Origin of the sequence: Alcaligenes sp. PF14 (assembly GCF_037150615.1) — a bacterium.
GTDB lineage: Bacteria > Pseudomonadota > Gammaproteobacteria > Burkholderiales > Burkholderiaceae_B > Alcaligenes > Alcaligenes phenolicus.
In genome coordinates this window covers 395,747-418,296 of sequence record NZ_JBAGRS010000001.1, presented here as the reverse complement: position 1 = coordinate 418,296, position 22,550 = coordinate 395,747, and the positions used below count along the sequence as shown (strand labels likewise).

Below are 22,550 nucleotides of genomic sequence, written 5' to 3'. Positions count from 1 at the left end.
AATTGAAGCGGGGCAAGAAAAACCCGCCTGTCAGGCGGGTGAAGTCTGGTCGGCCCAACAAGGGACCGCCCTTATGCTGATACTCAAGCCGCGTCGGGCTGGCGGTCGGGGGCCGCTTCCTGAAAGGCGGACAGCTCCAGACATTTTTCCTCCACAGCCAAGAGGCGTGGAAATGTGCTGAGATCAATGTCAAAACGACGGGCATTGAACATTTGAGGAATCAGGCAGATTTCGGCAAGACCAGGAGTATCACCAAAAATAAAGTCATGATCCTTTTTGCCATGGCGCTGCACCAAGGCTTCCAGGCCTTCCAACCCTACGCTGACCCAATGGCGATACCATTGATTGCGAGCATCCTCCTGGGCGTGCAGTTCGTTTTTCAAATACTGCAACACGCGCAGATTATTCAGCGGATGAATATCACAAGCTACGGTTTGGGCCATGGAACGTGCCCAAGCCCGCTCTGCCGACGCTTTGGGCAACAAAGGCAGTTCAGGATAGCGTTCATCCAGATATTCCAGGATGGCCAGGGATTGCGTGATGATCAGACCATCATCATCCAAAGCAGGCAGCAGTTGCACGGGATTGACCTGCACATAATCAGGCTGATGTTGCTGACCACCATCCTTGAGCAGGTGTACAGGCTTGATCTGGTAGTCCAGCCCCTTGAGGTTCAGACCAATCCGCACCCGGTAAGCGGCGGAACTGCGAAAGTAGCTATACAGAATCATCTTGTCTCCTGTCCACCCTGCAAAAATCGTTTTTTATTTGTTCAGGCTTTCAATCTTGCGCGACAGTTCTCGGGGCAGCGGGAAGGCAATGTTTTCTTCCACACCATCCAAGGCCCGCACTTTGCCTACGCCCAGTTCCTGCAAGCGCTGAATCACCTGATTCACCAGAACTTCCGGAGCAGAAGCGCCGGCCGTCACACCCACGCGCTTTTTACCGACCAGCCAGGCCGGATCAATCATTTCCGGTTTATCCAGCAGATAGGCTTCAGCCCCCTTGCGTTCGGCGACTTCGCGCAAACGATTGGAGTTGGAGCTATTGGTACTGCCCACCACCAGGACCAGATCACACTGTGGAGCCATGATCTTGACCGCATCCTGACGGTTCTGTGTGGCATAACAGATATCGCTTTTCTTGGGTTCCACAATATTGGGGAAGCGCTCGCGCAAGGCCTGGGCCACAACTGCCGCATCGTCCACGGACAAGGTGGTTTGCGTCACAAAGGCCAGCTTGTCGGGATCGGCCACTTTCAGGTTAGCGACGTCCTCGGGCGTTTCCACCAGGTACATGCCGCCGTCAGCCTGCCCCAGCGTACCCTCGACTTCAGGGTGTCCGACGTGACCAATCATGATGATCTCCCGGCCTTCGGCGCGCATGCGAGAGACCTCGATATGCACTTTGGTCACCAGCGGGCACGTGGCGTCAAAGACTTTCAGACCACGCTTTTCGGCATCGTCACGCACCTGACGCGATACGCCGTGAGCCGAAAAAATAACGATTGCACCCGAGGGAGCCTCGTCCAGCTCTTTAATAAAGATCGCCCCTTTATTGCGCAGGTCTTCCACCACGTAACGGTTATGGACGATTTCATGGCGCACGTAAATGGGTGCGCCGTGCAATTCCAAAGCGCGTTCGACAATATCAATCGCGCGGTCGACCCCAGCACAGAATCCACGGGGCTGGGCCAGAACAACCTCAGCGTTCTGAACGGGAGTAGCTTGACTCATTACAGAATCCCCAAAATATGAACATCCAGGCGCAAAGCCACACCGGCCAAAGGATGATTGAAATCGAACAAGGCAGTCTTGTCGTCGATTTCCTTGAGCACGCCCGAATAGCGACTGCCATTAGGGGCGGCAAACTCCACCATATCACCGGGCACGAATTCCGCGCCTTCGGCGGCGTTGCTGGCCAGCATTTCGCGAGTGATGCGCTGCAAGAGGTCCGGATTACGGGCGCCGTATGCATCCTCGGGAGTAATGTCGAGCTGAAAGCGCTCGTCTTCACGGTGACCCAGCAGTTTCTCTTCCATACCGGGGGCCCACTGACCATTGCCCAGTTGCAAGGTCGCCGGGCGGCCGGTAAAGGTATCCGCAAATACAGAGCCTGCCGCCGGGCCACTGGCCAGCTCTATACGATAGTGCAAAGTCAGGTAGGAATCCTGACGGACAATTCCAAGCTCGGAACTAGCAGAGTTACTCACGATCGCTCACTATAGAAAATCATTCAATTACCGCATTTTAGCGTTTCTTATGGCCACATCCACTTTACGCCGCCAAGGGCCCCGTGAGCGCATGTTGGCGCACGGCCCTGCCTGTCTGAGCACCCCGGAACTGCTAGGCATTGTCCTGCGCACCGGTACACGCGGGCGCAATGCTGTCGAGCTGGGCCAGATGTTGCTGGACCATTTTAACGGACTCAAAGGATTATTATCGGCTGATGCATCTGCCCTGCGCCAACTGGACGGCATCGGGCCGGCCAAATGTGCGGAACTGTTGGTTATCCGGGAACTGCAACGCCGCTGCGCCCTGGAATCACTCACGGACTTGCCGGTGCTGAACCAGGCGGACAAGGTGCGCGAATATTGTCTGGCCCATATTGGACATTTACCCGTGGAGCATTGCCTGGCCCTGTTTCTGGACAATCAGCTGCGACTGATCTGCGCCGAGGAGATCAGCCGGGGCACAGTCAACCAGGCTTCAGTCTACCCACGGGAGATTTTGCGCGCCGCCCTGCGTCACCACAGCTGCGCCATTATTCTGGCGCACAATCACCCTTCCGGTGCCGCCTATCCCAGCGCCTCCGATATCCGGCTGACCCGGCACATTCGCCAGGCACTGGCTTTGGTTGATATACGCTTGCTGGACCACATTATTGTCACGCCCAGCCAGACTGTCTCCATGGCCGAGCGCGGAGATCTATAGACGATTCAGGGCGATGAATGCCACCTTATTTTTGATACAGTTCCATGAGCTTCCCCGTAAAATCCAGAACACACTACAAGAGTACGGAGCGCCATGTCTGATCCCGCCGTCAAGTCCTTTGTTGGACGCGTACGTGACATTCTTCACGATCTATCCCCATCAGAGCGACGTCTGGCGGAATTTGCCCTGGACTTTCCGGGCGACCTGGCCGGCTACACCGCCTCGGAGCTGGCCTCCCTGGCCAATGTGTCCAATGCGACGGTCACCCGCTTTATTCGACGCCTGGGTTACAGCAATTACGAGGCCGCCCGCAAACAAGTGCGCTCCGAAAAGAAAGCAGGTTCACCCCTGTTGCTGGCAGCCACTGAAACGGAAGCCGAGCGCTCGCTGGCCACACACTTGCAGCAAAGTCAGAACAACCTGGCCGCTACCTATAGACGCATCCCCGACTCGTTGCTGAAAGAAATCGCCCAGGCCATTCTGGGTGCGCGCAAAGTATGGGTTCTCGGGTTTCGATCCAGCCATGCCCTGGCCAATTACTTTCGCTGGCAGTTGCTGCAAATCGTCCCTGAGGCTCAACTGATTCCCGGCCCTGGCGAGACCATGGGGGAACATCTGGCAGGCATACACGCTGACGATGTCGTAGTGATTTTTGCCCTGCGTCGCCGGGTGCGCAATATGGATCAGTTGATCGGGCAGATGGCGCAGCTGAACCCGAATGTGTTGCACATCACTGACCAGCTCAGCCCGGAGAAAAGTACTTGTCGCTGGACTCTGCGCTGTGATGTCCAGTCACCCGGTGTGCTGGATAACCACGTGGCGGTGATCGGGCTGTGCCATCTGATCCTGAGCCAGGTGATGGATCAGGCCGGTCCTGCCGGGCGTCGTCATCTAGGCTTGGTGGAGGCTTTCCACGACAGCTTTCTGGAGCTGTAGACCGCTACTCTCGTATTGCAGGCCCATATCAGGCACTCCGTAGTCAAGCCAGCCCAGAAGTTTCATGGCTGGAATCAGATAAGGATCCTACGCAAACGGCGATGATCCTTTTTTTTTATTAAAAATCCTTGTATATCAACGCCCTGCTCAGTCAATCAGTAGACACTGCAAAATCTTTCTCGTTTACCCTAGTTTTGAAAATATTTTTTCACGACAATAATGATTGAAAAAATAATGCTGGGCTCATACACGCCCTGAAACGAGGAGAAACCATGTCTAGCAAGCAGCAACCCTTGCCAGCCGATACCGGGCAGGCACAGGCCAGTTCTACGGCCAACAATCACACGGTTCAGCAGCAACTGGAAAACTCGCTGGAAACCATAGGCGTCACCAACTCGCACCGCAAAGTGCTGGCCCTGATTTTGCTGGGCGTCCTGTTTGACGTGCTCGAGCAAAATGCCGTGGGCCTGGTCGGTCCGCTGCTGCAGGAACACTGGGGGCTGACGCCTCGTGATGTCGGGTTTCTGAACACCTTGACCTTCGCTGCCGCCGCCCTGGGGCGTTTGCTGTCCGGCTATATCGCCGACCACTACGGTCGCCGTGTCATGCTGACCATCAATCTGGCCCTGTTCACGCTGGGCGCCCTGATCTGCGCCCTGGCTCCCAGCTACTGGGTACTGGGCCTGGGTCGCATGATTGTGGGTTTTGGGCTGGGTGGCGAAATCTCGATTGCCGTCACCATGCTGGCCGAGTTCTGCTCCTCACGCTTTCGCGGCACGGCTGTCGGCACGATCAACGTCGCAGGTGGCGGTCTGGGCAATATGCTGGCCCCGGCCTTCGGCTTGCTGGTCTTCACCCTCTTTCCCGGCCCAGAAAGCTGGCGCTGGGTGTTTGGCCTGCTGGTCATGCCTGCCTTCATGGTGCTGTTCTATCGTCGCTACATTCCTGAAACGCCCCGTTTCCTGGTGTCGCAAGGGCGTATCGAGGAGGCCAATCAGGTTTTGAATATTCTGGCCTCGGGCAAGCTGGGCCGTCACGTTGCCAATCCCTATCCTTATTTGCACAGCGGCCCGCAGGCACAAAAAGCAGAGCGGGTGCGTTTGAACGAGATTTTTCAAGGCCCGCTGGCCATGCGCACCCTAGTGACCGGCATTGCCGTGTGCATGACTTATGGCGCACAGCTGACGGTTCTGACCCTGATGCCTACCCTGCTGGTGGAGCAAGGCTATTCTTTGGTGAAAAGCTATACCTTCACAATCCTGATGCAGTCGGGCAGCCTGCTGGGTGCCTTGACCGCCTCTTACCTGGGCTCCCGCGTGCCTCGCAAGCGCGTCTTCACCTACGGAGCGTTACTGGCTTGCGCCAGCGGTCTGGCCTTTGGCTTCCTGAGCTTCAATATCTACCTGGTGCTGCTGTTCGGTGCAGCTTTCCAGTTCTGCGTGCTGCTGCTCAACACCACGATCTGGATTTTCTCCCCCGAACTGTATCCCACCCGCGTCCGCGCCTTTGGCACCGCCTTCATTCTGGCACTAGGCACCCTGGCGGGCGCATTTATCCCTACGCTTAGCGGCTGGGTGCTGGAAGGCTATGGTGTAGCCGGCATGTTCACCTTGATGGCGGGCATGTACATCACCTTTGCCGCTGTCCTGCAGTTGGCGCCCGAAACCTTTGGTCGCCCCCTGGATACCTGATTCACTTGAAAAGCCGCCTTGCTGCGGCCCTTGTATTTATGTCTCATACCGTACTGCTCATCAACCCCAATACTTCCCGTCCCACCACGGACATGATGGTGGCGCTTGCCCAGGCTTGTTTCCAGAGCCTGCAGCGCCGCGACATCCAGGTCCGGGGACTGACCGCCCCTGAGGGACCGGGCATGTTGACCGAAATGGAAGAGCTGGAGCAGGCCGCCGCCATATCCAGGCACCCGCAGGTGCTAGCCCAGGCGCAAGACGTTGACGGCATCATCGTCGGCGCTTTTGGAGATCCCGGCCTGCAAGCCCTGACTGAACGCCTCACGGTTCCGGTTATCGGCATCGGTCAGGCCTCCATGATGCTGGCTGCCCGAGCAGGCACGCCTTTTGGCATTGCCACCACCACCCCCGGTCTGAAGCAATCCATTCTGGATCAGGTACAGCGCTATGGCTGGAGCGAACAATTCTCCGGCCTGCGCCTGACCCCTACCGCCCCGCTGGATCTGGCCCAGGCCCCTGATCGTCAGGATCAGGAACTGGCCGATAGCGTCGCGGCGTGTATCGAACAGGACGGTGCCCGCGCCGTCATCATCGGCGGCGGCCCACTGGCCCAAAGCGCCCAGGCCCTGCAAAGCAGGCTGGCTGTGCCGGTGATCAATCCCATCATTGCTGCCTGCGAGCTTATGGCCGAGCGCCTGCCCCCAGATCAGCCATAACACGCTGTACCACACAAGGAGACACCCCATGACAAGCAGCACCCTTGCGCATGGCCTTCATCAGCCTGATTATTGCCGTGTCCGGCACCATGGGTTGCATTCCGGTGTACTGGCAACTGCCTAACGCCGTTCTGGCAGGCTCGGCAGCAGCTATTGGCGTGGCCTTCATCAACTCGGTCGCCAACCTGGCCGGCTTTGGCGCGCCCTTCATGTTGGGTGCCCTGAAAGACGCCAGCGGTAATTTCCAAAGCGGTTTGTGGATTATTGCGGCACTTGAGCTGGCGGTCGGCATCTGGATTCTGTCTTTCCGCAAGCGCAAACAGATCGACTGACGACCTTATCGACCATCAAGCAAGACGCCCCGAACCCTGACAATCTCCGGGTTTCGGGACCTGAGGCCTATCATTAGGCGGCTTCTTGTTGCACTTGTGCCGCGCTTTGATGGAGTTTTCTTTGAAAAGCGGCGGCTCAATGCTAAAATTTCAGGCTTCATCGGATACGTGGCAAAAAGTCTTTAGGCATTATTCAATCGGGCAGGATGTCAAAACCCAAACCCGGTTAAAAAAACAGCCCTCTAGCTTTTTAGTGCCGGTACTTACAAAAGATTGGAAATCTGCCCTGCGCAGCTTTATTTTTGTAAATACGTGCCTTGCTGGCGGTCCTTATTTGTCAAAACAGGAATCATCATGAAAGAAGGCATTCACCCAGAATACCGTGACGTGGTGTTTCTGGACCTGCAAACGGGCAACTCCTTTATCACCCGTTCCACTGTCCAGACTCGCGAAACCACCGAAAAAGACGGTCAGACTTACCCGCTGTTCAAGTGTGACGTGACGTCCGAGTCGCACCCCTTCTACACGGGCGCTCAAACCCGTATCGTGGAAACTGGCCGCGTTGAAAAATTCCGCGCCCGTTTTGCCCGTACGGCTGGTACCGTCAAGAAAGGCGAATAAGCTCTCTTTCTCGGCATACCGCGTTCAGCGCAAAAAAGGCAGCTTCGGCTGCCTTTTTTTTACCGCACATTTCCCGGCCAAGGCGCCCCCTTTGCATTAAGATAGGGCGAATCAACAGACTGTTTTACCCTAGACGTGTCATCCAGCCTCATACCCACCTCCACCCCTGCTCGCCTGACTGCTACCGCTGCCGTCAAACTTCCCCGATTGGTCCTGCTGGTCGTTGGGACTATTTACATTCTTGCGGGTCTGTTTTTCCGCGATCCCTGGAAGGCAGACGATGTCATCGGGCTTGCAACCATGCTTACCGCTTTGTCAGATCCCAGCGGTCAGGCCTTGTTGTTGCCGCAGGTGGGCGATCTGGCACATGCCCAGGACGGGCCGCTGACCACCTGGTTGGGTGCCCTGTTCATTACGCTGTTTGCGCCACTGCTCAAACTCTTTACCTCTGAGCTGAACGCCAATATTGTGGCGTCCCGACTGCCTAACCTGCTGTGGTTCGGCATGTTGGCGGCTTCGGTCTGGCACAGCGCCTACTGGCTGGCTCGACGCCCTGAGGCCCAACCGCTGCGCCTGCCCTTTGGGGGCGAGCCCTCGCCCACGGACTATGGGCGCATGATTGCCGACGCCACCTTGCTGCTGACGGTAGCCACGGTCGGCATCCTCTGGCGTATGCACGAAACCTCGGAAGTACCAGCCATCATTGCCTTCCAGGCTCTGGCTTTGTACAGCCTGGTGCGCATGTTTGACCGTCCCGCTTCCGGTGCGATCATGCTGGGCCTGTCTTTGGGCGCCTGCTTCCTGACCCGTGGCTGGCTGGGCGCTGGCCCCATCATGCTGGCCACCGTTCTGTGCTTCATTCCACGCGGCCCCTTGCGTCAGCACAGCCAATGGCTGGCCCTCAGTGCCGTCCTGACCCTGGCCATCATCATGGCCTGGTGGATTCCCGCCAAACGCGTCAGTGTGTACTGGACTGAACAGTGGCGTCTATGGCATCTAGCCGCCTGGGGCTGGGCGGGTTTCAAGGAACAACTGAATAATTTGCGTGACTTGCTGTGGTTCCTCTGGCCGACCTGGCCTTTGGCACTGCTGGCACTGTGGCAGTGGCGTAGCTGGTTCAAGGCCCCGCATATTTATGTGCCTGCCATCAGCCTGCTGGTCCCGCTGCTGAGCCTGCTGTTTATCCGCGATGCCTTCGAGCCTGAATACGCCCTGCTGGTCGTACCTTGCGCCGTCCTGGCCGCGTTCTCGCTGCCCACCTTGCGGCGTGGCGTGGTCAATACGCTGGATTGGTTTGCCATCATGTGCTTCTCACTGACGGCAACCACGGTCTGGCTGGGCTGGATTGCGCAACAAACCGGCTGGCCACGTCAGATTTCGCACAATATCGCCCGCCAGACTCAAGGTTATGACACCTTTATCTCCTGGCCGGTCATGATTATTGCCGCGCTAGGTACGCTCGCCTGGATCGCCCTGGTACGCTGGCGCCTGTCCACCAACCCGCCAGGGCTGCTGCGCGGCACGGTCTTGTCTGCAGGTGGCCTGATTACGACCTGGCTCCTGCTGGTTACCCTGTGGATGCCCTCGCTGGACTACGTACGTAGTTACCGAGACGTCTCCGGTGAACTGTCCGCCGCCCTGCGCGAACACAGACAGCCCGGCGAATGCCTGCGCTCCTGGGGCCTGGGTTCGGGACAACGAGCCTCCTTCCTGGTGTTTAACAACATCAAGATCAATTTCGACAACCGCTGCTCTTTGGTGCTGGAACAGTTCTCCCTGCGCGACCTGCAAGATGGCAAGGCCCCCATTCCTGACAATGCGGTCCAGCTCTGGCAAGGTAAACGCGGGCCAGATCGTCACGAGGCTTTCCGTCTGCTGCGAGTACAAGCTCAGTAAGTTTCAATCATGTCCTCCGTGTTTCATCACAACTGGAAAGGCCAGGCAGGCCAAATCCTGCGTCAGGCCTGGCCTGTGCTGGTCGGCTCCTGGGCGGGTATCGCCTTTGGGGTGCTGGATACCGTTATGGTCGGCCACAGCAGTCCGGTCGACTTGCAGGCCATGGGCCTGGGCGTATCCATTTACATCACCGTCTTTATCGGCTTGATGGGTGTCATCCACGCCCTGATTCCTATCATTGCGCAGCAATTTGGCGCGCGCCGCCTGACTGAAGTAGGCCGCTGGTGGGGGCAAGGCGTGTGGCTGGCCCTGTTGCTGACCTTGATCGGCACCCTGGCGCTGGCCTTTCCCAATATCTGGCTAAGCTGGTCGGGCGATTTGAGCCCTGAGGTTCACGACCGGGTGACCTGGTATTTGCGCAGCCTGATTCTGGCCCTGCCCGCCTCCCTGGTTTTCCGAACGATTTACTGCCTGGGCACGGCAACCTCTCGCCCCAAAGCCGTCATGCTGATCAATCTGTTCAGCGTGGCCTTCAAGGCCCTGTTCAACTGGATGCTGATTTTCGGGAAGTTTGGTTTGCCAGCCATGGGAGCCGTCGGTTCAGGCCTGGCGACTACCGTGGTTTCCTGGCTAATGCTGGCTGCTGGGCTGTGGCTGCTGCGCGCCGACCACTTCTACAAGCCCTTTAGCTTGCGACTGGGCCTGCCTAGCTGGACGGCGCAGAAAGAACTGCTGCGCCTGGGCCTGCCCATGGGCGGCTCTTACCTGATCGAGATCTGCGCCTTCAGCTTCATGGCTTTGCTGGTAGCCCGCGAAGGGGTCTTTGCTTCGGGTGCACACCAGATCATGGCCAATCTAGCTGCTGTCTGCTTTATGGTGCCCATGGCCGTCGGTGTTGCTGCGGCCTCGGTCAGCGCTCAAGCCATTGGAGCCGGGCAATATCATCGTGCCCGCCATGTGGGAATGTTAAGTCTGGGGATTGTGTTGGCCGGGGTCACGCTGACGATCAGCCTGCTGGTTCTGCTGCGCCCTACCTTGGCCCATGCCTATACCGACGATGCCGACGTAGCCCTGCGCGCCCTGCTCTTGCTGCAACTGCTGCCCTTCTTCCACTTTTTCGACGCGTTCCAGTGCCTGATTTCCTATTTGCTGCGCGCCTATAAAGTAGCTTTTGTTCCCATGTTGCTGCAGTTCTTTGCCTTAAGCGTGTTGGGTCTGGGCGGTGGCTGGTGGTTAGGGTTTGGACCGGCAGCCGGATCCCTGGAAGGGGTTATTCAGTGGCTGGCGCCGGGTGCGCCTGTGGGTGCGGCCAGCTTGTGGACCATGTCCAGCCTGGGCCTGGGGGCCTCGGCCTTGCTGCTGCTGTTCTGGTACAACCATATTCTACGTATCTACAATCCGGCAAGACGCAAGGCGCGGGCGTCCTAACAAGCAAAGCATGAGCTGCTGGCATTCAGCTCCATGGCAGACTCAGACATCCAGCGGCTCATTGCTCAGCACTAAAAGCCTAAGGCCAAAATAAGCCAAACCGTGAAAGCACAAACAAAAAAAACGGGGCCAGTTATTCAACAGGACCCGTTTTCTTTATCGCTTTAGCAAGACAAGGCTAACTCAGGCAGCAGGTTTACTGCCTTCAATGGCTTCCACGATCTTGGCCGTATCATCCGGAGTCGACCCTGCAGCCGCATCTGGCGATTCCTCCACCGCATCAATCAGCGGGCTGACCAGGTCCACAACCTTGCTGCGCGAGAGCAGGCCCAGGAACTCGTCGTTCTCGCCAGTGACGGCCAAAGGTTCGCTGCTACGCAGCAATTGCCCCAGGATTTCATCCAAACCCATGGTGGCGGGCACGGAACTCATCTCGTCCACAAAGCCGGAAATATCCCGTGCACCTTGCTGCACCGCCTCTTGAGCACTGGAACGCATCAAGACACCGGCCAGACGCTTGCCATCGAGCACAGGGGCATAACGCACGCCCCGTTCGCTCAAGCGCTCCAGCGCATGAACAGCACGGGTACGCATGGTGAAGGTCAGCGTCTTGCTGGAATCGCGCACCGCATGAGCAGCGTTCAGCACTTTACTGCGGTTCACATCCTGCAAGAAGGCCTGCACATAATCGCTGGCGGGCGAGAGCAGAATATCCTCGGGCGAGCCTTCCTGGATCAGTTCACCATCTTTAAGAATGGCAATCCGGTTGCCCAGACGCAGCGCTTCGTCCAGATCATGCGTAATAAACACAATGGTCTTGTTCAGACGGGCCTGCAGTTCCAGCAACTGGTCCTGCATTTCACGTCGAATCAGCGGATCCAGCGCAGAGAAGGCTTCGTCCATCAGAAGAATGTCGGCATCGGTGGCCAAGGCACGCGCCAGACCCACACGTTGCTGCATACCGCCAGACAACTGATGCGGATACTGATTCTCGAAGCCTTGAAGCCCTACCTGCTCCAGCCAGTAAGTGGCTTTCTCTTCTCGGGCGGCACGTCCTATGCCCTGCACTTGCAGACCGTAAGCCGCGTTCTCCAGCACCGTGCGATGCGGGAACAGGCCAAAACGCTGAAAGACCATGCTGATCTTTTGCTGGCGGAACTGCATCAGCGCCTTGCCATCCAGGCTCATCACATCCACGTCATCGACCAGAATCTGCCCGGCTGTCGGTTCGATCAGGCGGTTGAAATGGCGGATCAGGGTGGACTTGCCCGAACCGGACAAACCCATGATGACGTAAATGCTGCCATGCTCAATGGACAGGCTGATGTCACGTAGCCCCAAGGTGTGGCCGCTTTTGGCCAGTAGCTCGTCCTTGCGGACACCGTTACGGGCCTCTTCCAGCCAGCGCTCGGGTTGGGAGCCAAAGATCTTGTAGATATTGCGAACTTCAATCTTGCTCATGAGGCCTCCCGTGTCTGAAAGCGGCGGCCAAATTCTTGTGTGATACGGTCAAACAGAATAGCCAGCAGCACAATACCCAAACCGGCCATCAGGCCACGGCCTACTTGCAGACGGTTGATACCTTGCAGCACTTCGTAGCCCAGACCTCGCACACCGATCATGGAGGCGATCACTACCATGGCCAGCGCCATCATGGTTGTCTGGTTAATACCCGCCATGATGTTGGGCATGGCCAATGGCAATTGCACCCCGTAGAGCTGCTGCCAGCGGTTGGACCCGAAAGAACGCGAGGCTTCCAGCACTTCGCTGTCGACCAGGCGTATACCCAAATCGGTCAGACGAATCACCGGCGCAATGGCGTAAATAATGGTGGCAATCAGGGCGGCGATCTTGCCCAGGTTGAACAGCATCACTACCGGAATCAGATACACAAAGCTGGGCATGGTTTGCATCACGTCCAGCACCGGCATCATGATGCGGCGCAGCCAGTTGAAGCTGGCCATCAACAGACCTAGCGGTATGCCTATCAGGACAGACAGGAAAACGGCCACGATCATCAGCGCCAGGGTCTGCATGGCAGCATCCCACAGGCCGATCAAACCAATGACGAACAGCATGGCACCCATGGCCACGGAAAACAGGACGCGACGGCTGGCAGCCCAGCCCAGCACGACCACCACCAGCACAACGGCCCACCAGGGACTGCTGCGCAAGATGGACTCCATAAAGACCAGCATGTCCAGCAAAGGCTGGGTCATGGTGCGCAAGGTACTGGAATAATTGGCAACCAGATCACCCACGAACTGATCGATGGGCAAACGTAAGGCGCGCGGATCAATCAACTCAGGAAACATAAAAAACACTCCGTAAAACTCGTGCATGCGGCGCGGGCATATCGCCCGGCCATGAGCCTGCCGGCCACAATGGGACCAGGCAGAAAAGCGAGGTACGACTCAGTACCCGCACCCGCATGGGGTGCAGTCACCGAGGCCGGCCTCGCCCTACAACGACACGAATACTAAAGAGCGGCTTTTACGCGCTGAGCCACTTCCATGGGCACCCACTTAGACCAGGTGTCCTCGTGCTCTTTCAGGAACCAGTGCGCCACATCCTCAGGCTCGCCTTCGGTTTTTTCCATGTGGGCCATGGTGTCGTTCATCAGCTCCAGGGGCATGCTGACATTGGCCAGGAAGGCCGTCAGTTCGGGAGCCTGCTTGGAGAACTCCGTATTCACAGCAGTGAACACCGGATTTTCGGGGTAATCGCTAGGCTCTGGATTGGCACAATCCGGGTCCGTCAGACACCCGTGCTTTTTCTCGTCATAAGCGGGCAGTTCCAGCTTGACCAGATCCATGGAGCCCACCAGCGGTGTCGGATACCAGTAGTAGAACACCACGTTTTCCTTGCGCTGATAAGCAGAGGTCAGAGCCGCTTTCTGCGTGGCACCAGTACCGGGCGAGAACAAGGTGAAGGTATCACCCAGTTTCAGGGCATTGAACAGATTGCCGCTGACCACTTCACAACCCCAACCTGCCGGGCAGCCATAGAAGCGGCCTTTACCGGGTTCTTCAGGGTCCTTGAATTCATCCTTGAACTTGGGCAGGTCCGCTGCGGACTTCAGTTCAGGCAGGCGCTCGGCGGTGTAGCGTGGAATGAACCAGGCTTCGCCACCCATATAAATATCACCAATACGTTTTACGTTTCCCTTGGCTTCAGCCTGTTTCCAGGGATCAGCCACACTGTTGAGCCAGATTTCAGTGTTGACATCCAGGTCGCCTCGCTCCAATGCGGCCAAGGCCGGAAGCGTCTCGACCGAGATGACCTCAGTCTTGCAGCCATAACCCTTGTCAGCGATAAAACGCTCGACTTCAGTCAGGACCAGATTGGATTCCCAATTCATGCCGCCAAAGCGAACCGTGCGGTCCAGTTCGCAGGCAACCGGGGTAGCGGCTTGTGCGGCGGACGACAAACCCAGCAACACGCTGGTCAGCACAGAGGCTTGAATCAGGGGAAAGCGGTGCAAGCGCGACTTGGCACCGGCGTGAGGGAAGTATGAAGACATGATGCTCCTCCTTGAGTTACTGTGGACGCGTCCTGCATGATCAGTCGGCGCCAAGGCTAAAGGGGTGTGCGGAAGACGATGCTCTTATCGCCAATACATACCTACGTATAGAGCGAGTGCCAGGCACTCACGAAAAACCCGGAACAATATTCAGGGCTGAGCCCTTTTTGTACTGTTCGCTGCCTTGACCGAAACAAAACGGCTGGGCCAGGGTTACACCGCGCGGGGCGATGATTTGGTGCGAATAGAACACGCAGTTTCAGGCGGTTCTAGATCGAATTGATGAATCTGGTAAGGAGGCCATTCTACGGGCCTTTGCAATCAAAAACAAATTCTTACCTCGAAAAACCATCAAAATTCTGGAATATGTCAATGGCAAAAACGCAACAAAACCCTTGTTTGGCGTGGTTTTAGCGTTTTTCTAAATTTTTTTTTGTTACCTATTAATTCAGAATTGATGGAGTGGCGTAAAAGCAGCCCCAAAAAAGACAAATGACAAGGCATAAAGCCTTGTCATTTGCCCCTCCAGACCGCGCCCTCTAACGCTGGTACATATAGTCCCGACGCCATGGATACACCAGGTCTGGCGCGTAATCCAGCTCCTGTGCCCGCCCAGCACTTTGCGCCTGAGCCAGAACCTGGTGCAAGGCAATCCAGCCATGCTCAAAGCCCATGGCGCAACCAGCCAGATAAACCCGGTAAGCACGCAAGGATTTTTGACCCTGCTCGGAATCCAGCGTGGCCTTGGCCTTGTCCAACTGACTTTCCAAGGCATCGCTCCAGGCCCACAACGTGCGTGCATAGTGCGGACGCAGATTCTCAATGTCCAGGCCTTCCAGACCACCTTCAGCCAGATGACGCAACACATGGCTGATATGGGTCAGCTCTCCACCGGGGAAAATGTATTTCTCGATAAAGTCGCCCATCCCGGCACCCAGCTGGCTATTGTCCACGCCACCGGCTGTAATGCCGTGATTCAGAATCAAACCACCGGGCTTGACCAAACGGCGCAACTTGTCGAAATAGGCACTAAGCTGGGCGCGGCCCACGTGCTCGAACATCCCGACCGAGGCCAGCTTGTCATAAGGCTTGAGTTCATCCAGCTCGCGATAATCCAGCAACATCATGCGGGCCCGGCCCGACAAACCTTTCTGCTCGATCAGCCCGTTCACATAGGCATGCTGGTTACGGGACAAGGTGATGCCCGTCACGTCCACATCGTAGTTTTCAGCCGCCCATATCAGCAGCCCGCCCCACCCGGCTCCCACATCCAGAAAGCGCTCGCCCGATTGCAGACGCAGCTTGCGGCAAATGTGGTCCAGCTTGGCTTCCTGAGCCTGCGCCAGCGTCATGTCCGGTTCGCGGTAATAGGCGCAGGAGTAGACCCGACGCGGGTCCAGCCACAAGGCGTAGAAATCATCCGATAAATCGTAGTGAAACTGGATCTGTTTGGCGTCCCTTTCCTGGGAATGGCGCCAGACGGAAGTCAGATGCTTGACGATGGAAGTCAGCCAGCCTGCCTGGGCAGCGTCAACCGGGGAGCCCGGCAAAATATCCGCTGCCAGCTGCATCAGATCCCGCATGGAGCCCTCAAAGTCCATACGCCCTTCCACGTAGGCCTCTCCCAACTGCCCGGATTGCCCGGCGGCCAGCTGCGCCAAGGTGGCATTATCTTTAATGATCAGATGAACCGCTGCATCAGCCGGGCCAACTTGCTCGCCGTTGGGCAAGGTCAGCCGAACCGGAATGCTGAGTTGATCTAATTTGGCCTGGACCATTGATGAAATTGAACTCAACTTCGCCTCCTTGTATGTAAACAAACAAAGATGACAATGTGTCGCCTCTTTCGACACACCGCCCGTAAGCTGTCAATCCTGTAGCCTAATACAATCAGCCCCTGAATCCGTTGCGTCAAAGTCACGAATCATATGCTTTACACCTAAAGCACTTAGACCGGAGTTGAGCTTGCCCCATGCTAAACTGCCTGCCTTTGGCCCATTGCATCGGTTTGCATTGATGCTCGGCACAGGGTAGTGGGTTCAGGCTCTCGGCCAGGATCTGCCCCACCTTAATACTTGGCCCGATGACACGCAACCACTCCCCTGCATTTCCCCCTTGGCTCATCTTGATGGGGCTGCTCACTGCCCTGGGGCCACTGGCCATTGATATGTACCTGCCCGCCTTCCCGGCAATGGCCCAGAGCCTGAACACCTCGGCGGGCATGGTAGAGCGCACGCTGGCGGGTTTCTTGCTGGGTGTGGGCGTGGCTCAATTAGTGTACGGCCCCATGGCCGACCGCTTCGGGCGCAAGCTGCCCTTGCTGCTGGGCGTGCTGATTTTCACCACCGCTTCCTTTTTCTGTGCACGCGCCAGCGATATTGATGAATTGACCGTGTGGCGCATTGTGCAGGCCTTTGGTGGTGCCGCTGGCATGGCTATTCCCCGTGCCGTGATCCGGGATCGTTTCGAGACCCGTGAAGCCGCCCGCGCCCTGTCCATGCTGATGCTGATTATGGGCGTCATGCCTATTCTGGCCCCGCTGATCGGTGGTCAGATCCTGCTGTTTAGCGACTGGCGCGGTATTTTCTACTTCATGGCCGGCTGTGGCGTGCTCTTGTGGCTGCTGACTTTTTTCACCATGAAAGAGTCCCTGACCCCCGAACGAGTCCTGCCACTGCAACCCAAACTGATTGCCCATAATTACAGTGCCCTGTTACGCGACCGGCCTTTCATGTTTTATTCGCTGGCCGCCGGTTTCAGTTCTGCAGGCATGTTTGCCTATATCGCCGGATCGCCACGCGTCTTTATTGATTTATTTGCAGTCGAGCCGCGCCATTTCGGTTTTTATTTTGGCGCGAATGCCGCCTGTCTGATTGTTTTCTCTCAAGTCAGCGCCCGTTTGCTCAATACGTACAGCCCGCCCACTTTGCTGCGCGTGGCACAGGGACTGCAAGTGATCTTTACCCTGCTGGGTGCCATTCTGACCCTGCTGGGCGTACTGGACCTGGCCTGGCTGATGGTGACGCTGATGGGCTTTATGGCGTGCCAAGGCTTTGTGAACCCCAATTCCGCGGCCCTTGCCCTGTCTGAACAAGGCCATCGCCTGGGAACGGCCTCAGCCCTGATGGGCGCTTTGCAAATGCTTTGTGGTGCACTGGCCGGTTTTGCGGTCAGCAGTTGGTCCTCTTCCAATGCTTTGCCATTGACCGCCGTATTGGCCAGTTGTGCCGTCTTATCGTGGCTGTTTGGCCGCAACGCAGCAAGGAAAGCACGGTAAAACTTGATCTAAGTGATTTTTCCATATTAGAATAATCTTCTTTGTACCCCAGCACTGGGGTTAACACGATCCTAATTTTACAATCGCCCGCGGCTTTTTTCGTTTAGCGGAGGCTGATTTAGATCTCAAGGGGTATGACCATGGCACGCGTATGCCAAGTGACCGGAAAAGGCCCAATGTCGGGCAACAATGTTTCGCACGCCAACAATAAAACCAAGCGTCGCTTCCTGCCAAACCTGCAGTCCCGTCGTTTCTGGGTTGAAAGTGAAAACCGCTGGGTTCGCCTGCGCGTTTCCGCTAACGCTATCCGCACCATCGACAAGAACGGTATCGACTCCGTTCTGGCCGAAATGCGCTCCCGCGGCGAAAAATACTAAGCTGCGCTTCTTAAACATTTAACCAGGAGCTCATCATGGCTAAAGGTATACGCGAAAAAATCAAACTCGAATCGTCCGCCGGCACCGGTCACTTCTACACCACCACCAAAAACAAGCGCAATATGCCTGAAAAGATGGTGATCAAGAAATTTGACCCCGTCGTTCGCAAGCACGTCGAGTACAAAGAAACCAAGTTGCGTTAATTCGCGCACCGCTCCTGCAGCGAATTGGTTTTCAAAAAAAACCCCTGCCCTGCAGGGGTTTTTTTTGCCCTTCACAGGCTGCTGTGACAGGCCTGCCTCCTGTCTGCCATTACGCTCATGCACACTGCCCACCTTGCAGCCGTCCACAGCGAGATTTGCCCCGTATAATGGCGGATACTCCTTTACTTTTGTCTAAAACGGTATTGCCACTCATGCAGGAACGTTACAACCCCAGCGAGGTTGAACAACTCGCTCAGCAAAACTGGACCGATCGGGACGCCTATCGCGCCGTCGAAAACGCCACCGCTCCCGATGGCTCGCTCAAACCCAAGTTTTACGCATGCTCCATGCTGCCCTACCCCAGTGGCAAGCTACATATGGGCCACGTGCGCAACTACACCATCAACGACATGATGGCGCGCCAGCTACGCATGCGCGGTTTTAACGTTCTCATGCCCATGGGCTGGGATGCCTTTGGCATGCCCGCTGAAAACGCCGCCATCAAATCGCAGGTTCCGCCCGCCAAGTGGACTTACGACAACATCGCCTACATGAAAAAGCAGATGCAGGCGATGGGTCTGGCCATCGACTGGTCGCGTGAAATGTGTGCCTGCGATCCCGAATACTACAAATGGAACCAGTGGCTGTTCCTGAAGATGCTGGAAAAAGGCATTGCCTACCGCAAGACCCAGACCGTGAACTGGGACCCGGTGGATCAAACCGTTCTGGCCAACGAACAGGTTATTGAAGGCCGAGGTTGGCGCTCGGGCGCGCTGGTTGAAAAGCGTGAAATCCCCGGCTATTACCTGCGCATTACCGACTACGCTGAAGAGCTGCTGGACACCGTGAAAACCGGCCTGCCCGGCTGGCCCGAGCGCGTCCGCCTGATGCAGGAAAACTGGATCGGCAAGAGCCAGGGTGTACGCTTTGCCTTCCCTCACGATATTCGTGACGAGCAAGGCCAACTGATTCAGGACGGTCGTCTGTATGTGTTCACCACCCGCGTGGACACCATCATGGGCGTTACCTTCTGTGCTGTTGCTCCTGAACACCCGCTGGCCGCCCTGGCTGCCCGCAACAATCCCGAGCTGACTGCCTTTATTGAAGAATGCAAGAAAGGCGGCACCACGGAAGCCGACATGGCCACCCGTGAAAAAGAAGGTCTGCCTACCGGCCTGAGCGTCAAGCATCCACTGACCGGTGTAGACGTTCCTGTCTGGGTCGGTAACTACGTCTTGATGAGCTACGGCGACGGTGCCGTCATGGGCGTGCCTGCTCACGACGAGCGCGACTTCGCCTTTGCCCTGAAATACCAATTGCCTATTCAACAAGTGATTGGCGTTGAAGGCAAAGAGTACGACGCCACTCAATGGCAAGACTGGTACGGCGACAAGCAGCAAGGCCAAACCATCAATTCCGGCAAGTACGACGGCCTGGCGCATGCCGCCGCCGTGGACGCAATTGCGGCAGACCTGAATGCTCAAGAGCTGGGCGAGAAACAAACCACCTACCGTCTGCGCGACTGGGGCATTTCCCGTCAGCGTTACTGGGGCACCCCGATCCCGATCATCCACTGCGAGGATTGCGGCCCGGTTCCTGTTCCGGAAAAAGACTTGCCCGTGGTTCTGCCCGAAGAGCTGATTCCCGATGGCAGCGGCAACCCGCTGAACAAGCACGAAGCCTTCCTGAAGTGCACCTGCCCTTCTTGCGGCAAGCCTGCACGTCGCGAAACGGACACCATGGACACCTTTGTGGACTCGTCCTGGTACTTCCTGCGCTACACCACGCCCAAACTGAACGGCTCCATGACCGATCCACGCACCGACTACTGGATGCCCATGGATCAGTACATCGGTGGTATCGAACACGCTGTGCTGCACTTGCTGTACGCCCGCTTCTGGACCAAAGTCATGCGCGACATGGGCCTGGTCAAGATTGACGAGCCCTTCACCCGCCTGCTGTGCCAGGGCATGGTGCTGAACCACAGCTACACCCGCCGCACACCTCAAGGTGGTATCGAGTACTTCTGGCCTGAAACCGTCGAAAACGTCTACGACGAAAAAGGCGCGATTATCGGTGCCCGTTTGAAGAGCGATGGTCAGCCCGTGCAGTACAACGGCATCGGCACCATGTCCAAGTCCAAGAACAACGGCGTGGACCCCCAATCCCTGATCGACACGCTGGGCGCGGATACCGCCCGCCTGTTCATCATGTTTGCCAGCCCCCCAGAGCAAACCCTGGAGTGGTCGGATTCGGGCGTGGATGGCGCCAACCGCTTCCTGCGTCGCCTGTGGGCCTTCTGCTATAACCACGCCGATGCTCTGCGCGCTGGCAACGCCCAACAAGCCACCGACTGGAGCGATCTGGATGCGGCCGCCAAGCGTACCCGTCTGGAAATTCACTCCTTGCTCAAGCAAGCCAATTACGACTACGAGCGTATTCAATACAACACCGTGGTTTCGGCTTGCATGAAGATGCTCAACACCCTGGAGCAGACTCAATGGGAAGACACTCCCGCCGCACAACGTGCACTGGCTGAAACCACGTCCATTCTGTTGCGCGTGCTGTACCCTGTCGTCCCTCACATCACCTGGCAGTTGTGGCGTGAACTGGGTTGGGCAGACAGCCTGGGCGATATGCTCGACGCCCAATGGCCTGCTGTGGATGAACAAGCCCTGATTGCTGACGAAGTGGAGCTGATGCTGCAAGTCAATGGCAAGCTGCGCGGTTCATTGGTCGTGCCTCAGGGAGCGGAAAAAGCCGCCATTGAACAAGCCGCAGCCGAACACGCTGCCGTGCTCAAGTATCTGGAAGGCCGCCCCGCCAAGCGCATCATTGTGGTGCCTGGCAAACTCGTTAACGTCGTAGGTTAATCATGCACCTAGCCCGCCTGCTTCCTTCCAGCTCCTTGTCTGTTCCTGCACCCAGGTTCTGGGGACTGGCGGGCTTGATGATCCTGCTCAGTGTTGTTCTGACAGCGTGTGGCTTTCACCTGAAAGGGGTGGCCCCGCTGCCGTTCGACACGATTTACACCAACATTACGGACAACAGTGCGTTTGGCGCGAATCTGCGTCGAACCTTGTCGGCCAGTTCACCGCAAACCCGCTTTGTGGAGCGCCCGCAAGACGCTGAAGCCATCTTGCAACAGCTCTCCCACAGCCGTAATCAACGCGAAATTTCCATCAACGCCAAAGGCCAGGTGGAAGAGTACGAACTGCAACTGACCTTTGTGTTCGAGCTGCTGGACGCCAAAGGCCGCGTGATCCTGCCGCCCACAACACTGAATGTCATTCGTGAAGTGCCGTACGATGCCGAGGCCGTGCAAGCCAAAGATAGCGAAATCGAGATGATTTTCCGCGACATGGAACAGTCTCTGATCAATCGCATTGTGCGTCGCTTGAGTTCGCCCGACGTCACCAGTGCCTACCATTACATAAGCAGCCAACCAGAGGCCAGCTCCATGGAAGAGATGGAACTGCTGCCCAATCGACAACAGGCTCCGCTGTAAGAATGGGACGCAGGGCCGACCACGACACCTTGCTGCGCGAGCTGGCCACGCCAACCGCCGCTTTCCAACCGCTTTATGTGGTGTCCGGTGACGAGCCTCTGTTGCTGGTTGAAGCGGCGGATGCGGTGCGCGCCCGCGCCCGCCAGGACGGCTTTACCGAACGCAGCAGTTTTACCCTGGATGCACGGGCCGACTGGTCGCAGCTGTTTGCTGTAGCCCAGAACATTTCCCTGTTTGGCGATCAAAAACTGGTGGATGTCAATATTCCCAGCGGCAAACCTGGCAAGCCAGGCGGCGACGCCCTGCAAAAGCTGTGCGAGCTGATCAGCGGGGGGCAAATGGATGGCACCAGCTTTCTGATTCAACTTCCCCGGCTGGACAAGGCCACGCGCAACAGTAAATGGTGTCAGGCTCTGGAGCAGGTGGCCTGTTGGGTTGACATTCAGCCCATCAACCGCAACTCTCTGGCAGGCTGGATTGCCCAACGCCTGAAAGCCCAGGACCAAAGCCTGGAGCGCAACAGCCTGGAATGGATGGCTGACAAGGTTGAAGGCAACCTGCTGGCCGCCCATCAGGAAATACAGAAACTGGCCCTGATTTACCCACCTGGCCAGCTTAGCCAGGAAGAACTGGAAAACGCGGTTCTGAACGTAGCTCGCTACAGCGTGTTTGATCTGCGTGACTCCATGCTGGCAGGCCACAGTCAACGCGCCCTGACGGTGCTTGATGGCTTGCAGGCAGAAGGCGAAGCCCTACCGCTGGTCTTGTGGGCTGTAGGCGAAGAAGTGCGTACCTTGGCCCGCTTGTCACAAGCGCGTCAGCAAGGGCAGGATCTGTCCAACCTGTTTCGCCAATACCGCATTTTTGGCCCGCGTGAAAAACTCGTTCGTCAGGCCCTGGACCGTATCCCGCCTCAAAGCTGGCCCGCTTCGGTTCTGCATGCACACGATATAGACCGTTTGATCAAAGGCCTGCACCCTAACGGACGTCAGCAAGACCCGTGGGAAGAAATGCGCCGCCTGACCATGCGTATCGCGGTCGCGACACAAGCGCCCCGCCGCTAAGCGTCCGATACCCCTTAACTTCTTAATTGTTGCGATAATGCTCTC

The 22,550-nt window shown here is 57.1% G+C and carries 22 protein-coding genes; 15 read left to right on the top strand and 7 right to left on the bottom strand.

Going from position 1 to position 22,550, the window contains the following annotated elements; all coding sequences use genetic code 11:
- Positions 1-83 precede the first annotated feature (83 nt).
- Genes maiA through WFM49_RS01885 form a run of 3 tightly spaced genes read right to left on the bottom strand, consistent with a single transcriptional unit; the run spans position 84 to position 2,212 of the window.
- Positions 84-731, bottom strand: coding sequence for a maleylacetoacetate isomerase (maiA, locus tag WFM49_RS01895; RefSeq protein WP_009456458.1), 648 nt, complete (start codon positions 729-731; stop codon positions 84-86).
- Between the two features lie 33 nt (positions 732-764).
- Complete coding sequence (gene ispH / locus WFM49_RS01890; RefSeq protein ID WP_009456459.1) at positions 765-1,736, bottom strand: 4-hydroxy-3-methylbut-2-enyl diphosphate reductase; 972 nt, start codon at positions 1,734-1,736, stop codon at positions 765-767.
- A complete protein-coding gene (locus WFM49_RS01885) occupies positions 1,736-2,212 on the bottom strand; it encodes an FKBP-type peptidyl-prolyl cis-trans isomerase (protein ID WP_230940668.1) in 477 nt (158 codons plus the stop codon). The genes ispH and WFM49_RS01885 overlap by 1 nt, the downstream gene beginning before the upstream one ends.
- 49 nt (positions 2,213-2,261) lie before the next feature.
- Between WFM49_RS01885 and radC the strand changes: the two genes are divergently transcribed.
- The 9 genes from radC (at position 2,262) to WFM49_RS01840 (ending at position 10,553) form a co-directional block, all read left to right on the top strand.
- Positions 2,262-2,933, top strand: coding sequence for a RadC family protein (gene radC / locus WFM49_RS01880; protein WP_022983307.1), 672 nt, complete (start codon positions 2,262-2,264; stop codon positions 2,931-2,933).
- Between the two features lie 93 nt (positions 2,934-3,026).
- A complete protein-coding gene (locus WFM49_RS01875; protein WP_254498988.1) occupies positions 3,027-3,869 on the top strand; it encodes a MurR/RpiR family transcriptional regulator in 843 nt (280 codons plus the stop codon).
- 272 nt (positions 3,870-4,141) lie between these two features.
- A complete protein-coding gene (locus WFM49_RS01870) occupies positions 4,142-5,560 on the top strand; it encodes an MFS transporter (RefSeq protein ID WP_022983306.1) in 1,419 nt (472 codons plus the stop codon).
- Positions 5,561-5,598: 38 nt separating this feature from the next.
- On the top strand, positions 5,599-6,276 hold the full coding sequence (locus tag WFM49_RS01865; RefSeq protein ID WP_250755902.1) for an aspartate/glutamate racemase family protein: 678 nt from the start codon (positions 5,599-5,601) through the stop codon (positions 6,274-6,276).
- Between the two features lie 50 nt (positions 6,277-6,326).
- On the top strand, positions 6,327-6,608 hold the full coding sequence (locus WFM49_RS01860; RefSeq protein WP_009456465.1) for a hypothetical protein: 282 nt from the start codon (positions 6,327-6,329) through the stop codon (positions 6,606-6,608).
- A gap of 109 nt (positions 6,609-6,717) precedes the next feature.
- Entirely contained in the window at positions 6,718-6,966 is a 249-nt protein-coding gene (locus WFM49_RS01855; protein ID WP_152978310.1) for a hypothetical protein, read from the top strand.
- The gene (locus tag WFM49_RS01850) at positions 6,963-7,229 is read left to right on the top strand and encodes a type B 50S ribosomal protein L31 (protein WP_009456467.1); all 267 of its coding nucleotides are present in this window, start codon (positions 6,963-6,965) and stop codon (positions 7,227-7,229) included. Before WFM49_RS01855 ends, WFM49_RS01850 begins: the two co-directional genes overlap by 4 nt.
- A gap of 300 nt (positions 7,230-7,529) precedes the next feature.
- Entirely contained in the window at positions 7,530-9,125 is a 1,596-nt protein-coding gene (locus WFM49_RS01845) for an ArnT family glycosyltransferase (protein ID WP_022983305.1), read from the top strand.
- A 9-nt stretch (positions 9,126-9,134) separates the two neighbouring features.
- Complete coding sequence (locus tag WFM49_RS01840; protein WP_336971370.1) at positions 9,135-10,553, top strand: MATE family efflux transporter; 1,419 nt, start codon at positions 9,135-9,137, stop codon at positions 10,551-10,553.
- Between the two features lie 183 nt (positions 10,554-10,736).
- Here WFM49_RS01840 and WFM49_RS01835 read toward each other — a convergent pair whose 3' ends face one another.
- The 4 genes from WFM49_RS01835 to WFM49_RS01820 form a co-directional block, all read right to left on the bottom strand.
- The gene (locus WFM49_RS01835; RefSeq protein ID WP_250755905.1) at positions 10,737-12,014 is read right to left on the bottom strand and encodes a quaternary amine ABC transporter ATP-binding protein; all 1,278 of its coding nucleotides are present in this window, start codon (positions 12,012-12,014) and stop codon (positions 10,737-10,739) included.
- A complete protein-coding gene (locus tag WFM49_RS01830; RefSeq protein ID WP_336971366.1) occupies positions 12,011-12,868 on the bottom strand; it encodes an ABC transporter permease in 858 nt (285 codons plus the stop codon). Before WFM49_RS01830 ends, WFM49_RS01835 begins: the two co-directional genes overlap by 4 nt.
- Positions 12,869-13,032: 164 nt before the next feature.
- Positions 13,033-14,076: an ABC transporter substrate-binding protein gene (locus WFM49_RS01825; protein WP_009456480.1), complete on the bottom strand. Its 1,044-nt coding sequence runs from the start codon at positions 14,074-14,076 to the stop codon at positions 13,033-13,035.
- Between the two features lie 539 nt (positions 14,077-14,615).
- Complete coding sequence (locus WFM49_RS01820; RefSeq protein ID WP_009456482.1) at positions 14,616-15,854, bottom strand: class I SAM-dependent methyltransferase; 1,239 nt, start codon at positions 15,852-15,854, stop codon at positions 14,616-14,618.
- A 350-nt stretch (positions 15,855-16,204) separates the two neighbouring features.
- Here WFM49_RS01820 and WFM49_RS01815 point away from each other — a divergent pair, with 350 nt between their 5' ends.
- From WFM49_RS01815 to holA, 6 genes are all read left to right on the top strand, one after another.
- Complete coding sequence (locus tag WFM49_RS01815) at positions 16,205-17,353, top strand: Bcr/CflA family multidrug efflux MFS transporter (RefSeq protein ID WP_336971365.1); 1,149 nt, start codon at positions 16,205-16,207, stop codon at positions 17,351-17,353.
- Positions 17,354-17,493: 140 nt separating this feature from the next.
- The gene (gene rpmB / locus WFM49_RS01810) at positions 17,494-17,730 is read left to right on the top strand and encodes a 50S ribosomal protein L28 (protein ID WP_003802782.1); all 237 of its coding nucleotides are present in this window, start codon (positions 17,494-17,496) and stop codon (positions 17,728-17,730) included.
- 35 nt (positions 17,731-17,765) lie between these two features.
- Positions 17,766-17,933 carry a 50S ribosomal protein L33 gene (rpmG, locus tag WFM49_RS01805; RefSeq protein ID WP_003802781.1) on the top strand — a complete coding sequence of 56 codons (168 nt, stop codon included), beginning with the start codon at positions 17,766-17,768 and terminating at the stop codon, positions 17,931-17,933.
- 212 nt (positions 17,934-18,145) lie between these two features.
- Positions 18,146-20,806 (top strand): leucine--tRNA ligase, encoded by a 2,661-nt coding sequence (gene leuS / locus WFM49_RS01800; protein WP_336971363.1) that lies wholly within the window; start codon positions 18,146-18,148, stop codon positions 20,804-20,806.
- Positions 20,807-20,808: 2 nt separating this feature from the next.
- The gene (locus tag WFM49_RS01795) at positions 20,809-21,441 is read left to right on the top strand and encodes an LPS-assembly lipoprotein LptE (RefSeq protein ID WP_336971361.1); all 633 of its coding nucleotides are present in this window, start codon (positions 20,809-20,811) and stop codon (positions 21,439-21,441) included.
- A 2-nt stretch (positions 21,442-21,443) separates the two neighbouring features.
- Positions 21,444-22,505: a DNA polymerase III subunit delta gene (holA, locus tag WFM49_RS01790; RefSeq protein ID WP_035272542.1), complete on the top strand. Its 1,062-nt coding sequence runs from the start codon at positions 21,444-21,446 to the stop codon at positions 22,503-22,505.
- Positions 22,506-22,550 lie beyond the last annotated feature (45 nt).

Excerpts from the sequence above, each read along its gene's own strand:
- maiA (WP_009456458.1), bottom strand. The coding sequence starts at position 731 with ATGATTCTGTATAGCTACTTTCGCAGTTCCGCCGCTTACCGGGTGCGG.
- ispH (WP_009456459.1), bottom strand. The coding sequence starts at position 1,736 with ATGAGTCAAGCTACTCCCGTTCAGAACGCTGAGGTTGTTCTGGCCCAG.
- radC (WP_022983307.1), top strand. The coding sequence starts at position 2,262 with ATGGCCACATCCACTTTACGCCGCCAAGGGCCCCGTGAGCGCATGTTG.
- WFM49_RS01875 (WP_254498988.1), top strand. The coding sequence starts at position 3,027 with ATGTCTGATCCCGCCGTCAAGTCCTTTGTTGGACGCGTACGTGACATT.
- WFM49_RS01870 (WP_022983306.1), top strand. The coding sequence starts at position 4,142 with ATGTCTAGCAAGCAGCAACCCTTGCCAGCCGATACCGGGCAGGCACAG.
- WFM49_RS01865 (WP_250755902.1), top strand. The coding sequence starts at position 5,599 with ATGTCTCATACCGTACTGCTCATCAACCCCAATACTTCCCGTCCCACC.
- WFM49_RS01860 (WP_009456465.1), top strand. The coding sequence starts at position 6,327 with ATGGCCTTCATCAGCCTGATTATTGCCGTGTCCGGCACCATGGGTTGC.
- WFM49_RS01855 (WP_152978310.1), top strand. The coding sequence starts at position 6,718 with ATGGAGTTTTCTTTGAAAAGCGGCGGCTCAATGCTAAAATTTCAGGCT.
- WFM49_RS01850 (WP_009456467.1), top strand. The coding sequence starts at position 6,963 with ATGAAAGAAGGCATTCACCCAGAATACCGTGACGTGGTGTTTCTGGAC.
- WFM49_RS01845 (WP_022983305.1), top strand. The coding sequence starts at position 7,530 with ATGCTTACCGCTTTGTCAGATCCCAGCGGTCAGGCCTTGTTGTTGCCG.
- WFM49_RS01840 (WP_336971370.1), top strand. The coding sequence starts at position 9,135 with ATGTCCTCCGTGTTTCATCACAACTGGAAAGGCCAGGCAGGCCAAATC.
- WFM49_RS01835 (WP_250755905.1), bottom strand. The coding sequence starts at position 12,014 with ATGAGCAAGATTGAAGTTCGCAATATCTACAAGATCTTTGGCTCCCAA.
- WFM49_RS01830 (WP_336971366.1), bottom strand. The coding sequence starts at position 12,868 with ATGTTTCCTGAGTTGATTGATCCGCGCGCCTTACGTTTGCCCATCGAT.
- WFM49_RS01825 (WP_009456480.1), bottom strand. The coding sequence starts at position 14,076 with ATGTCTTCATACTTCCCTCACGCCGGTGCCAAGTCGCGCTTGCACCGC.
- WFM49_RS01820 (WP_009456482.1), bottom strand. The coding sequence starts at position 15,854 with ATGGTCCAGGCCAAATTAGATCAACTCAGCATTCCGGTTCGGCTGACC.
- WFM49_RS01815 (WP_336971365.1), top strand. The coding sequence starts at position 16,205 with ATGGGGCTGCTCACTGCCCTGGGGCCACTGGCCATTGATATGTACCTG.
- rpmB (WP_003802782.1), top strand. The coding sequence starts at position 17,494 with ATGGCACGCGTATGCCAAGTGACCGGAAAAGGCCCAATGTCGGGCAAC.
- rpmG (WP_003802781.1), top strand. The coding sequence starts at position 17,766 with ATGGCTAAAGGTATACGCGAAAAAATCAAACTCGAATCGTCCGCCGGC.
- leuS (WP_336971363.1), top strand. The coding sequence starts at position 18,146 with ATGCAGGAACGTTACAACCCCAGCGAGGTTGAACAACTCGCTCAGCAA.
- WFM49_RS01795 (WP_336971361.1), top strand. The coding sequence starts at position 20,809 with ATGCACCTAGCCCGCCTGCTTCCTTCCAGCTCCTTGTCTGTTCCTGCA.
- holA (WP_035272542.1), top strand. The coding sequence starts at position 21,444 with ATGGGACGCAGGGCCGACCACGACACCTTGCTGCGCGAGCTGGCCACG.